Below are 13156 nucleotides of genomic sequence, written 5' to 3' on the forward strand. Positions count from 1 at the left end.
ATCATCATAAATAAAAGGCACCATTAAAAGCAACATTATTATACTCACTAATATAATTTCAGTATTTACATTACCAAAGCTTGCATAAAGACTGTTTTGAAGTGCTGCATATTCATTTGGATCTATTACCACTTGCATAAAAGTTGATATACTTTTAAATAAAGTTCCAAATATCATTCCTACTAAAAGTATAAAAACTATATTTCTTTGAAGCTTTTCAAACAATTTATTGTAAATAACATAAGCTACTAAAACCATACTTACTACAGATACTAAAAAGTTATAGTTTTTATTTATTGTAAAAACACTGCTTGTTCCAAATATAAATACTATAATAGTTTGAATTAATACATATAAGGAATCTAATCCAATTGCACTTGGTGTAAGAATATTATTATTTGTTATAGTTTGAAATATTACTGATGCAAAAGCTATACACCCACCAGTTAAAATCATAGAAGCTATCTTTGATAATCTACTACTTATTACATATTCAAAGCTTCCCACCTTTACACCATAGGTTAAATATAGGATTATAGCTAATATAGCTATCCCTAAGAGGATTCCTATTTTTTTATGTATATTTTTTTCTCTTTTTATACTAGTTTCCATTTCTTTTCCTCCTAAAGATAATAAGTAAAAATACTATACTTCCAATAACACCTACAGTTAATCCAATAGGAATTTCATATGGAAAAATAATAATTCTTGAAAGAATATCACATATTAAAACAAATATGATTCCTACCATTCCTGTAATCCATATATTATTTTTCAAATTATCTCCTCTGTACATAGAAACTATATTAGGCACTATAAGCCCAATAAAAGGAATACTTCCAACTGTTATTACAACACTTGCTGTAACTACTGCTACAATTACTAGCCCCACATTTACAATTAAGCTATAATTCACCCCTAAATTTGTGGCAAAATCTTCTCCCATTCCTGCAATACTAAATTTATTTGCATAAAGATATGCAAGAGCTATAAAAGGAATTGTTATATAAAGAATTTCATAATTTCCTTTAATAATAGTTGCGAAATTTCCTTGTATAAAAGCTGTAACATCTTGCATTAAATCATATCTATAAGCTATAAAGGTTGTTATTGAGCCTATAATATTTCCAAACATTATCCCAACTAAAGGAACTAAGGCTACATTTTTCACCTTTAAATTTTTCAATATAAACATAAATATAAATGTTCCAATTAATGCAAAAATAAAGGACATAATCATTTGACTAACTCTTCCTCCATTAGGAAATATTATTAATGAAAAAATTAAACCAAGTTGTGCTCCATCTATAACTCCACCTGTTGTTGGTGATACAAATTTATTTTTACTTATCTGTTGCATAATAAGTCCACAAATACTCATAGAAGCTCCACATGCTATTATGCTTATAAGTCTAGGAATTCTACTTACACTTATAACCATAAACTGCTCACTACTTAAATTTAAAATATCACTTAATTTAATTTCTTGAACTCCTATAAAAATAGACAAGACTGCAAATATTATAATAAAAATTATTAAATATCTTTTTTTCATCTTTCCCTCCTCTTACGTTTACTTTTTATTCATCTTTTATTCATATTATATTGATAACAATTCTCAATGTCAATACTTTATTAATAAAAAAAAACTATTAACTTAAAAAATAAATTAATAGCTTTCGTAAATTTCTTTTTCATTTTTAAAAATAATCTGAAAAGTATGGACTTTGTTGTTCTATTGAGTGATCTAACATACTTAGTGTTTCTTTATCACATTTTAATCGCCCTATTTTATATAAATAATCTGGAGTTTTATATCCTAAAAGCATAGTTGTCATAGTTTGAATATCTAACTCATTCTCTGTCTCTTCTTTTGAAACCTCTATTTTTCCTTGTCCATTAGTGTCAATTCTTAATTTAAATACCCCTCTATTCCATTCTAAAATTGGATCCTCCATTTTAAAAATCCACTCTCTTTCTACTCTATCTTTTTTAAATGGATATTGATTTATAAATCCTTCTAAATCGACAATCCTTGCCATATAATATGGTGAAATAGTCTCTTTAATATCTGCATCTTCAAGTAAAAATGCTAATGGCTCATCTGTAAATGTATTTCCTATAACTTTTGTTATCATTGAAAAATGTGCACTTACAAAGTTCCAAAGTCCAATTCGCGCCTCTTCATTTGTAAATATCATATCTTTTATGTGAAAAACTTCATCCTTAATCCAATAAAGGACATATCCAGTTGCTTCATATTTATCATTATAATATACTGCAGCTGTTAAATCATCAGTATCCCATAACCAATATTCATTCCAAGCTAATTCATCTCTTATTAGCGCTCCATGTGTTTGCAGTGCAAATTTTTCATACACTTCTCTAATTTCATTACCTTCTACATTAACTCTTTGAATTTCTCCTTTTATCTTTTTATTTTTAGGAAGTTGGTAATCTTTAATTTCATAAATAATTTTATCTGATATAATTTCCCATCCTTTTCTTCTATAATAAGGTATTGAATATGGATATAAATATGATATTGTTTGATTTTTTTCTTTCATATCCTTTAATGCTCTATATAATAACTTGTGCATCAATCCTTGATTTGAATATTCTGGATATGTTCCTACACCTGTAAGTCCACCCATATCATAAGTTCTATCAAAAATTCTAACTTTCATAGGATATATTGCTACTTGTGATATTAACTTATCTCTATCAAACCATCCAAAAACTTCAGCTTTTTTTAATGTTGGAGATTTAGCTCTAATTATCTCTTTTTCTTCCCAACCAACTCTTTTTAAATCTGAATCAGTTACTTGAAAAACATATCTTAACAAATCATTATATTCTTCAAGATGCTCAATTCCTACTTTTTTCATTTCTAATTCTCTTTTGCTTATCATAAAATTTTCTCCCTTCCATTTTCTTTTTATTTATTATACCTCATAACAAAAGCATTATTCTATTTTATTTTTAGTCATTTTTTTCATTAGTTTATAACTAACTATAGCTACTACTTTTCCTACTAGTCCAATTTTAACACTTTCATCATATGGAATATTTTTTATAGCTTTCCATTTCCAATGTTTATAGTCTGCACTTTCAGCATCTGAATTCATCGCCATGCCTTTCCATGCATTATACATAAATACACCTTTTAAATTTGGCTTTTTAATCTTTTTTAATTTTAACTCATTACTAAATCTTTTTGAAATCCTATTTATTAATTTTTTATTCTTACTATTTAATTCAATTCCTCTATATGCAATTGATAATTTTTCTATATAATTTATTCCAATGTGCCCCAAAACTTCACTTACATCATTAGCTACTTTCTTATGTCCTGCCCCTGCTGTTGTAACAATTACTAAGGCCTTCTTTTTAAAGAAAGTTGGTCTATGAAACTTATATGCTATATGATCTAAAAATCCCTTAAGAGTTCCTGTCATATTCATTGCATATACTGGTGTTGTTATTATTATTCCATCAGTTTGATCAATTTTCTCCATTATACTTTTTATTTTATCTCTATGTGGACATAATTCCTCACTCTTTAATATACAATTAAAACACCCAATACAATTTGGAATTTTTTCCTTGGCTAACTCTATTATTTCAAATTCAAAGTTTTCTTCTACTTCTTTCATATTTTCTATAACTTTATTTAAAACATCCCATGTATTTCCTCTTCTAGGACTACCATGAATAACTATACACTTCATCTTTTTCTCCCTTTATACTATCTCTCTTTCTCATCTTTTATTATATGATTTTAAATATAAAAAAACTACCTTACTTTTGTAAAATAGCTTTTTACTTTAAGAAAATTTTTCTAAATTTCCTGTTTTAAAGTTTTCTTTTATTCCCTTTATTATTTCTTTAAATTCTACTTCTCTGTCCTTTGGATATTCTATTAAAAACCCTTGTATTGAACCAGTTCCCACTTTTCTATAATCATATTTTATTTTATCATCTTCACTCCATGAGAAAACATAAAAATCTTTTCCCTTTTCTTCATATATGATATTTTTATCTTCTTTTTGTTCATTAAGTAGTGACTCTACAGTTTGGTCTAACACATTATTTATTCCACTCATAATTAATGTAACTTTCTGATCTTTATCTTTCAAGATAATTCCATCACCATTTTCACTTTCAAATTTCTCTGTTAAAAACTTTGGATATATACCTAAAAAACCAAACCTTCCATTAGTATATTTTTCGTATACCATACCTTCTTTCTTTTGTGCCATAACTTTTATATTTTCACTTCCTAAGATATAAACACTTCCTATTATTAACAAAATGCATATAAAACTTAATTTTTTAAACGATTTTTTCATACAGTCCCCTTCTAAAAATACTATTTTCTTAAGTATTCCCTATTTTAAAAGGAACTAATCATTTATTTTTTATTTTTATAGATTCTTTCATAAGTTTTAAATGCTTTATTTACTTTACTTACATACTTTTTAGTCTCTGGAAAAGGTATATTTGTTAGTACTCCATCTTTTGAATAATTATCATTGTCTAACCATTTTTGAACATTTCCACGTCCACCATTATAAGCTGCTATAACTAAGTCCCAATTTCCAAATTCACTATAAAGATTTCTTAAATAATAACATCCCATAGCTATATTTGTCTCTGGATTATATAAATCATCTACTTTAAAATTTGTATCATTAAGAGCCTTCGCTATATCTTCCCCTGTAGATTCTGTTATTTGCATAAGTCCCATTGCATTTGCATTTGATAGTGCATTTGGATTAAAATCACTTTCAACCTTTATTACTGATAATACAAATAAGGGATCTAAATTATATTCCTTTGCATATTTATCTACTATATTTATATATGTTGTTGGATATATCTTAAGTTCATATCTCTTCCATAAAATTCTCCCTAAATTTCCTAATCCTAAAATTAACATAATACTCAAAATTACTATAACTATTTTTTTCATTTTCTAATACTCCTTTTAAAACTTCTATCATATTTATGTTTGATACATATGTTTTAGTCCTGTTTATGAGTATATATTAATTTTTTTATGTTACACTAATATCACATTTTTTCACTTTTTACTTTTATATAAAATTTTATTACATCATTTTTTAAACTAACCCCAAATTCAATTTTTTCTCTTTTTAGTATTTCCTCTACTATAGATAATCCAAGTCCTGTTCCTGAAAGTTCCTTACTTCTTGATTCTTCTCCAACATAAAAAGGCTTCCAAATATCTTTAATTTTTTCTTCATCTATTCCATCTTGTTTATTCTCAATATACAGAATATCTTTTTCATAACAAATCTTTATATAATTTCCACTATTATATTTTATAGCATTACTTATAAAGTTATTTAAAACTATATCTATTCCTTCACTATCTTCATATATAAGAGTATTTTTTTGAAATTCCTTTATTATTTTTATATTTTTTTCTTCTAACTTTAAAGAAAATTTTAATAATATCTCTTCTATCCTCTTCTTTAAATCAATATATGATTTTTCACTTTCTTTTCTCTGAACTCTTGATAATTCTAGTATATTTTCTATTAGCTTTGATGCATCATCAACTTCATTTATTATAATATTTGTAAATGTTCCATCATCTAATCCATCTTCTATCCCTATAGCATATGCCTTTATTAAAGCTAATGGAGTTTTTACTTCATGAGAAATACTCCCTAGCAGTCTTTTTAAATCTTCATTTCTTTTTTCAAGTTCTAAGTGAGCATTCTCTAATCTATCACTCATTTCATTTATTTTCTTAGATAGTTCCTCAATTTCATCCCCTGTTTTTATCTCTTCAGCCTTAAAATTTAAATTTCCTATATTCTCAGTTTGTAATTTTAATTTTTCTAAGGATTTTACAATTTTCCTTGTAAATATTAATACTAAAACTAAGCTTAAAATTATAGCAAAACTTATTATATATAAATTAAATTTATTTATAATGTTTATAGTTTCTATATCATTTGCCATAGACTTTCCAAGGATTATTATTTCATTATCTTTTTTAAACATTTTAATAAAGTAATTTGACTGTAATTTATTTTGATAAAATATTTTATTTACATATCCTTGTTCATTTAATTCATTTAAATCATTATTTGTAAGCCATAGCTTACTTATATTAATCTTATTCTTATTTAACTTTAAACTTATTTCTTCATTTAAATTCCCTAAATTATTTAAATATTCATTTGATAGGGTTATAATAGTTACATTATTTTTTTCTTCTATTTCTTTCTCACTTTTTAAAAATTGAGTTAATGTTTCCTTTTGAGAGTTTTCATATATTAAATTCAAATTACTTCTTGTTTCATATACATAGTACTTAGATAAAAAGAAATTATTCAAAAAATATGTTCCGCCAAAAACTACTATTATTATTAGAAAAATTATTAAATATACCTTTTTAGCTAACTTATTCTTTTTAAACATGAAGACAATACCCAAGACCTCTATGAGTTTTAATTAAATCACTACCTATCTTTTCTCTTAATCTATGAATATGTGTATCTACAGTTCTATCATCCCCATAATAATCTAGTCCCCAAACTGTATTTAAAAGCATCTCTCTAGATAAAATTTTACCTTTATTTTTATAAAAATAATCTAGTAGTTTAAACTCTATATTAGTTAAATTTAAATCTATTCCTTCTTTATATACTTTTTGACCTTTAAAATCTATTTTTATATCTTTAATTAAAGTTTCTTTTTCATCTTTTAATAATTTCTTTGCTCTTAATAAAAGTATTCTTTGATCAAAAGGCTTTCTTATATAGTCATCTGCTCCCACTTCTAAAGATATATATTCATCATCTAAAGTATCCTTTGCTGTTAAAATTATTATTTTACATTCTTTTAACTCTTTGAAAGTTTTACAAAGTTCAACTCCTGTTTTTTTAGGCATCATCCAATCTAAAATTGCCATATCAATCTTTTCGTTGTAAAAAATTTCTAAAGCCTCATCTCCATCATTTGCTATAAATACTTTATAACCCTCTTTTTCAAAATACATTTTTAAAATATTAGTTATCATCTTTTCATCATCTGCAATTAATATATTCATTCTTTCCTCCTTTGCTTTAGCTCTTAATTGTTATTATTTAACCCTTGTATATTAGGTGTATATCTAATAACTTTCCCACCATTTTTTCCTTCTATAATAATTAAAGATTTTGGTCCTATTTCATAGCCTAATTCCTTTACAGTTTTATCTGAAAAATTACTTATAACCTTTAAATTATCTCCATACTCTGTCATTTGAACTAATCTATCCTTTGAAAGAACTTCAAAGTTAGTCATCTCTTCATAACTTGCTACATCACTAAAAGGAGTAAATACTTTTGTATTATCTACAATAACATTTTTATCTTCATTCCAAGTTTCCTTATCTAAGTGATATAATCCAGGTACGTTATATAAAATATTATGTAATAAATTATTTTTAAGCTCCCCTTGTGCTTTAAGTGTTCCCCATAACCAATGATAGGTATTTACTATAGAATTATTATATACTAATTTATATAATGGTATTTTATATTCTGGATCCATTAATGCTACCTTATACTCTTCTTGTACTGGAACTATTTTTGAAAACTTAGGTGGAACTCCTCCTGTTTTTGAATAATATGCTCCTGTATAGTATTCACTTTTCTTATTTTGCATAGTTTCTTTGTCCATCCATGAAATAGGTTTTGAATCAATTCCTTGTGCATAATCTAAAACCTGACTTGCATAATCATCTCCACCTTCTGAACCAACTATCATATGTTTATCATTTCCTATATAGTTTAGCCTTTCTAGTCTTGCTTGTATATTTTCACTTTTTGTTGTTGTATGATTTTTACTATAATCATTAAATACTTGTCCTGCTGCATCACAATCTACAAACCAAGAATTAAAATCTGGAATATTATTTAAGATTGTATTAACTCGATCTTTTACACTAGGCATAGCTAATGTTGGATTCAAAAGTCTTCCTTTATTTTTAAACCCTGTTCTATACTGTCCTTCTTCATTTTTCATAGTTGCATCATTATATAAACTTTTATCTTTAAAATCTGCTGTATCCCAGCTAGCACTTCCTGGATCTTGAATAGATGTATATGAATCATATGGTGCAACTAAATATCCATCATTTACTGCATCTGTTACCATTTGTGGCTTCATATATGCTTGTGTCCAGTTATTAAATCCAATCCATGCTTTAGTTATTCCACTTTCCTTTAAATCATTTATTATATCAGTAGTTGCTGAATCTGCCCATGTATTGATATCTGTAAAAGCATTTGGCATTGCTTCTTTCAATAATAATTCATTTAATTTTATTGTTTGAACTTGGTTTAAATTATTTACACCTTCATTTAATAATTCCTGAACTTCTTTATTATTATTTTTGAATAATTCACTACTATAAAACTCCTTTGACATACAAACAGTTGTTATTGCTGATGTTATTAAATTTTTATCATAATTATCTACATAATCTTCTGTACCTATCTGTTGAATTGCTTGTATCTGTGCATTATCTCCACCAGCTTTTTCTAAAATAGATATCATTCTCTTCTTTATTTCTGGCGTTAATTCCTTTATAAAGTTTTGAAAATTAATATTCTCCGGTTCTATTACTCTATTATTCCAAAGATATATCTCTGGTGCTCCTACAAGCTTTTTCACATTTGGATTTTCCTTTTCCTTTTGCTCTAAAGTTTTAAAATCACCTTTTTTAACTACATAATTTTTATATGTTTTTGCAATATCTACTGGATTATTTTCTGTTAAATAAATTTTAAAACCATATGTTTTATTTTTATTTATACTTTTAAACTGATGATCAATATTAAACTTAATATTATCTTTTGTGTTAAATGAAATATTATTACTATAAGGATTATTTATAATATATAAAATTGAAGCATCTTTTTCATTTAATGCAAAAAATGGCATAGAAAACATTTCAAGGGTTGTATCAGTGTAATTATTAAAAAATTCTTTAAAATACTTATTATCACTAGGCACGTATTCACCCTCTCCTATCGGCAAATCATAACTAGGTGCTTGCACACTTGGAAACTGAAAGCTATTGTCTTCTGTCTTTGTTGAAGTAATACTTACATCTAAACAATCATTTTCCTTTTTCAATAGAACCTTAACACCTTTATCTGGATAATTCCATGATGTTTCATCACCTATCTTTTTAAAGTCACTAACATTCATCTCTTTCATTGGTTCTGATGCAATATATTTTTCTCCATTATTATCAATAGTTACTTCAAAAGTTTTTGGATTAACCGTATATGTAAAATTATAATCTTTTACTTTTTCTAATTGATTTTTAGAACTATCTACATTTATCTTATCTCCAAACTCCTTTATAAATGTAGCTCCTAAAAAGATAACTGCTACTGCTATTACTATTCCTATTATTACTTTTCTTTTCATTTAATTTCACCTCTAGGATATTTTATTTTTCTTATGTTACACTAATATCACATTTTGTAAAATTAAAAGCTTAACTAAGATTTTTCTTAATTAAGCTCTCTAATTAATTAATTTTATTCAAAACTATTTTTAAATTTCTCATGCCAAGATGTTTTCCACTTCATTTTTATACAAAGCTTTAGAAGTTCATCCTCATTTTCTATCTTTTCCTTTGTTATTATTCTATGAGTTTCCCTATTTACTATTAATCCATTTCTCAAATCTAATGCTAAATTAGGATAAGCCGATTTTGCTCTAATATGAGAAAACTCAGCTCCCCATTTTAATTTTTCTCCTGTCAATTCATCAGACTTTATAGCATAATCCTTTTTTCTGTTTCCTTTTAATTTTTTCAACTCACTTTTGTACTTTCTATCATTTTCTAATAATAATGCTCTAATCTTTTGTGAGTCTCTCATATTAATCAATGCTTTCTCTGATATTCTTAAATATAATCTTTTCTTATCACTCTTCACTTCTCCAATTTCTCTATTTATTAATTTTAAAATTTCACCCATTATTATAAAATCTATTTCTTCTATATTTCTTTCTTTATCAAGTTTATCAGATTCATCAACTTCTGATAAAATTTTTCTTATTTTATTTGTTGAATTAGTTCTTAAAAGTTTTCCTAAAGCTTCTTGTGAAATATATATTGCACTATTTCCATCTATTATTGAATCTTTACATGCATTCATTATCTGAGTAACAGTTCCCTTAGCCTCACCTTCATTAAGGACTGGTCTTTCAAACTGAATATCTTCTCCTATATATCTAAAACCTATTGGTAACTTCCTTCTATATTTAATTAATCCACTACTCATCTAATACAAGCCTACATAATTGCTCAAATTCATTTATTGCTTCATTTGTTTTCCTATTTTTGCATATATCTGGATGTATCTTTTTTAATATACTATTTCTCCACTTTTTTCCTTCCTTTTTATTTTTATAAAAACTTTCTTCGATCTTTAACTTTTCATTTCTTTTCTTACCACTTAATTCAAGAATATAAAAAATAAGTTCATCAGCCTCACTTTTAAAATATTCGATTTCATTTTCTACAACTATTTTTTCTTTCTCTTTCTTGCTTACTTCTTCTTTTACTTCTATTTTTTCAAAATTCTTATAAACATTTTTTATTTTATTTATTTTAGAATTTAATTCTTTCCAGCCTGATGCTACTAGCTTTTTTGTATTTTTAGCACCTATATTTAAATCTATCTTATCTATAAAAAAATCTATATCCTTATTAATTTCTTTTTTAGTATTTTCAAATTGCCTTGATTTATATTTTTCTTTTGCTAAACTTTTCAATTCCTTTTCACTCTTTACCTCTAACCACCACATAACATTCCCCTCTTCCTTTTAAACTATATTATTATATATAGTGCCTCCTTTCTTTTTTATGTAATTTAATCATTCTAATTCTTCTTTAAATCTTCATTCTTTTCATTTAAACTTTTCTGATTATTTCTTATGTATAAATTTTTGAATGATTGAACTTAATTTAAAAAAATGTTATGCTATGAATATTAATTTAAATTCTAAAGAGTGAAGCTTTGTCTTCACTTTTTTAATGATAAAGTGAGGTATTCAGATGATAAACGTAAAAAACCTTTCTTACTCTTACCCTGAAAAAGACTTATATAAAGATATTTCTTTTTCAATAGAAACAGGTAATCACTGTGCTTTTATTGGGACTAATGGAAGTGGGAAAAGTACTCTTGTAGATATACTTATAAATCCAGATAACTATATGTTTGATGGTACAATTGAAATGGATAAGAACCTTAAAATAGGTTACGTAAGTCAATTTAATGAAAATGATAAATTAAAGGAAATTACTGTTTTTGATTATGTAAGTGAAGAATTTATTAGACTTCAAAAAGAAATTGATACTATTTGTGAAGAAATGGGAACAGCTTCAGATATTGAACCATTACTTGTAAAATATCAAGAAGCTTTAGATGCTTTTGATGCTATAAATGGTCACGAGTTTCCTAATATTATAGATAAAACTTTAAATTTAGCTAATATGACTAAACTTAAAGACATGCTTGTTTCTGAACTTAGTGGTGGTGAATTTAAACTTGTTCAAGTTATGAGATCTATGCTTAATAAACCTGATTTAATAATTATGGATGAACCCGATGTATTCTTAGATTTTGAAAATCTTAACTCTTTAAAAAACTTAATTAATTCTCATGAAGGAACAATTCTTGTTGTTACACATAATAGATATTTACTAAATCACTGCTTTAATAAAATTCTTCACCTTGAAAATAAAGAACTTCAAGAATTTGAAGGAAATTATATTGACTATAATTTCTATATTCTTCAAACTAAAATTGAGCTTCAAGAATTATCAATTGCTGATGATTTAGAAATTGAAAGAAATGAAGAAATAATTGATAGATTAAGAGATTTAGCTGAAGAAAATGCTGAAGCTTTTAGAGGTAGAAGATTACGTGCTAGAGTTAAAATTCAAGAAAGATTAGAAAATCGTAAAATTAAGGCTCCTTTTATAGAGCTTAAAGAGCCACGTATTTACTTAGCTACATCAAGTAGACTTCCTGAAGATGAAGTTCTTTTAAATATAGATGATTATACTGTAGCTTTTGAAGAAGTTCTTTTAGAAAATGTTACTTTAGAAATTAAGCCTTCAGATAAAATTGCAATAATAGGTGCAAATGGAACTGGAAAAACAACTCTTCTTCAAGAGATATACAAAAATGTAAATCCATCTATAAAGCTTAATGAAAATGCAGAAGTTGGCTATCTTTCACAAATTCCTGGAGTAACATTAAATAACTCTAATACTGTTTTAGAAGAATTTTTTGAACTTGATTTTGAAACACGTGATGAAATAGTATCTCATATATCTGACTTTGGTCTTGATACTGAGATTATAAATCAAAAAATAGAAAGCCTTTCAGGTGGTGAGAAAAACTTACTTCAACTTGCTAAAATTTCTGCTGGTGATTATAACCTTTTACTTTTAGATGAACCTACAAGCCATTTAGATACTTATTCTCAAATAGCACTTGAAAAAGCAATGCAAACATATACTGGTTCAATTATAATGGTTTCACATGATTTCTATTCAATAGTAAATTGTATGAATACTATATTTATAGTAGAAGATAAGACTATTAGAAGAATGAACATAAAGAAATTTAAAAAGATGATTTATGAAAATCACTTTAGTAAAAACTATTTAGAAGTTGAAGAGGAAAAGAAATCCGTTGAGCTTCAAATAGAAAAAGCTTTAAAAAATAAAGACTTTATCTTAGCTCAAGAATTAGCACTTACTTTAGAAAGCTTAATAAAAAAACTTAGATAGGAGGAAATACTATGAACTTTTTTATGGTTGAAGGAACTATTTTAAACAAAGAAAATATGACTGATGAAATAATGAATGCACATATAGCTTATACTCAAAAAGCTATGGATAGCGGACTTGTACTATTATCTGGTCTTAAAGAAGATATGACAGGTGGAATATTCATTATGAAAGCTTCTTCAAAAGAAGAGATATTAAATTACTTAAATAATGAACCTTTCAAGCTTAACAATATACAAGATTATAAAGTAACAGACTTTATGACACATTATTTAAACAAAGATCTAGACCTTTGGCTTAAATAAA

Annotated in this window: 13 protein-coding genes; 2 read left to right on the plus strand and 11 right to left on the minus strand. The window is 25.8% G+C overall.

Annotated elements, in window-relative coordinates:
• From ACRDDY_RS04465 to ACRDDY_RS04515, 11 genes are all read right to left on the minus strand, one after another.
• Nucleotides 1–612 (minus strand): iron chelate uptake ABC transporter family permease subunit (locus tag ACRDDY_RS04465; protein WP_438563769.1); only part of this gene is annotated, 612 nt, incomplete at its 3' end.
• Nucleotides 602–1555: an ABC transporter permease gene (locus ACRDDY_RS04470; protein WP_438563770.1), complete on the minus strand. Its 954-nt coding sequence runs from the start codon at nt 1553–1555 to the stop codon at nt 602–604. The genes ACRDDY_RS04465 and ACRDDY_RS04470, both read right to left, overlap by 11 nt.
• A gap of 145 nt (nt 1556–1700) precedes the next feature.
• Nucleotides 1701–2912, minus strand: coding sequence for a GNAT family N-acetyltransferase (locus tag ACRDDY_RS04475; RefSeq protein ID WP_438563771.1), 1212 nt, complete (start codon nt 2910–2912; stop codon nt 1701–1703).
• Between the two features lie 54 nt (nt 2913–2966).
• Nucleotides 2967–3731, minus strand: a complete 765-nt coding sequence (locus ACRDDY_RS04480) for a flavodoxin family protein (RefSeq protein WP_438563772.1) — start codon at nt 3729–3731, stop codon at nt 2967–2969.
• A 96-nt stretch (nt 3732–3827) separates the two neighbouring features.
• Nucleotides 3828–4352: a hypothetical protein gene (locus tag ACRDDY_RS04485; protein WP_438563773.1), complete on the minus strand. Its 525-nt coding sequence runs from the start codon at nt 4350–4352 to the stop codon at nt 3828–3830.
• A 62-nt stretch (nt 4353–4414) separates the two neighbouring features.
• Complete coding sequence (locus ACRDDY_RS04490; protein ID WP_438563774.1) at nt 4415–4975, minus strand: lytic transglycosylase domain-containing protein; 561 nt, start codon at nt 4973–4975, stop codon at nt 4415–4417.
• 101 nt (nt 4976–5076) lie between these two features.
• The gene (locus tag ACRDDY_RS04495) at nt 5077–6459 is read right to left on the minus strand and encodes a sensor histidine kinase (RefSeq protein WP_438563775.1); all 1383 of its coding nucleotides are present in this window, start codon (nt 6457–6459) and stop codon (nt 5077–5079) included.
• Nucleotides 6452–7090, minus strand: a complete 639-nt coding sequence (locus ACRDDY_RS04500; RefSeq protein ID WP_438563776.1) for a response regulator transcription factor — start codon at nt 7088–7090, stop codon at nt 6452–6454. The genes ACRDDY_RS04495 and ACRDDY_RS04500 overlap by 8 nt, the downstream gene beginning before the upstream one ends.
• Before the next feature lie 23 nt (nt 7091–7113).
• Complete coding sequence (locus ACRDDY_RS04505; protein ID WP_438563777.1) at nt 7114–9465, minus strand: glycoside hydrolase; 2352 nt, start codon at nt 9463–9465, stop codon at nt 7114–7116.
• Nucleotides 9466–9578: 113 nt separating this feature from the next.
• Nucleotides 9579–10328: a hypothetical protein gene (locus tag ACRDDY_RS04510; protein ID WP_438563778.1), complete on the minus strand. Its 750-nt coding sequence runs from the start codon at nt 10326–10328 to the stop codon at nt 9579–9581.
• Nucleotides 10321–10854 (minus strand): hypothetical protein, encoded by a 534-nt coding sequence (locus ACRDDY_RS04515; protein ID WP_438563779.1) that lies wholly within the window; start codon nt 10852–10854, stop codon nt 10321–10323. The genes ACRDDY_RS04510 and ACRDDY_RS04515 overlap by 8 nt, the downstream gene beginning before the upstream one ends.
• Before the next feature lie 250 nt (nt 10855–11104).
• On the opposite strand from ACRDDY_RS04515, the gene ACRDDY_RS04520 reads away from it, so the two are divergent.
• Together ACRDDY_RS04520 and ACRDDY_RS04525 are read left to right on the plus strand one after the other, a co-directional pair.
• Nucleotides 11105–12850: an ABC-F family ATP-binding cassette domain-containing protein gene (locus tag ACRDDY_RS04520; protein ID WP_438563780.1), complete on the plus strand. Its 1746-nt coding sequence runs from the start codon at nt 11105–11107 to the stop codon at nt 12848–12850.
• Between the two features lie 11 nt (nt 12851–12861).
• Complete coding sequence (locus ACRDDY_RS04525) at nt 12862–13155, plus strand: YciI family protein (protein WP_438563781.1); 294 nt, start codon at nt 12862–12864, stop codon at nt 13153–13155.
• Nucleotide 13156 lies beyond the last annotated feature (1 nt).

The organism is Clostridium sp. (assembly GCF_051656525.1).
Taxonomy (GTDB): domain Bacteria; phylum Bacillota; class Clostridia; order Clostridiales; family Clostridiaceae; genus Clostridium.

Coding starts and splice junctions, on each gene's coding strand:
- ACRDDY_RS04510 (WP_438563778.1), bottom strand. CDS start 10,328: ATGAGTAGTGGATTAATTAAATATAGAAGGAAGTTACCAATAGGTTTT.
- ACRDDY_RS04495 (WP_438563775.1), bottom strand. CDS start 6,459: ATGTTTAAAAAGAATAAGTTAGCTAAAAAGGTATATTTAATAATTTTT.
- ACRDDY_RS04470 (WP_438563770.1), bottom strand. CDS start 1,555: ATGAAAAAAAGATATTTAATAATTTTTATTATAATATTTGCAGTCTTG.
- ACRDDY_RS04475 (WP_438563771.1), bottom strand. CDS start 2,912: ATGATAAGCAAAAGAGAATTAGAAATGAAAAAAGTAGGAATTGAGCAT.
- ACRDDY_RS04500 (WP_438563776.1), bottom strand. CDS start 7,090: ATGAATATATTAATTGCAGATGATGAAAAGATGATAACTAATATTTTA.
- ACRDDY_RS04520 (WP_438563780.1), top strand. CDS start 11,105: ATGATAAACGTAAAAAACCTTTCTTACTCTTACCCTGAAAAAGACTTA.
- ACRDDY_RS04525 (WP_438563781.1), top strand. CDS start 12,862: ATGAACTTTTTTATGGTTGAAGGAACTATTTTAAACAAAGAAAATATG.
- ACRDDY_RS04505 (WP_438563777.1), bottom strand. CDS start 9,465: ATGAAAAGAAAAGTAATAATAGGAATAGTAATAGCAGTAGCAGTTATC.
- ACRDDY_RS04515 (WP_438563779.1), bottom strand. CDS start 10,854: ATGTGGTGGTTAGAGGTAAAGAGTGAAAAGGAATTGAAAAGTTTAGCA.
- ACRDDY_RS04480 (WP_438563772.1), bottom strand. CDS start 3,731: ATGAAGTGTATAGTTATTCATGGTAGTCCTAGAAGAGGAAATACATGG.
- ACRDDY_RS04485 (WP_438563773.1), bottom strand. CDS start 4,352: ATGAAAAAATCGTTTAAAAAATTAAGTTTTATATGCATTTTGTTAATA.
- ACRDDY_RS04490 (WP_438563774.1), bottom strand. CDS start 4,975: ATGAAAAAAATAGTTATAGTAATTTTGAGTATTATGTTAATTTTAGGA.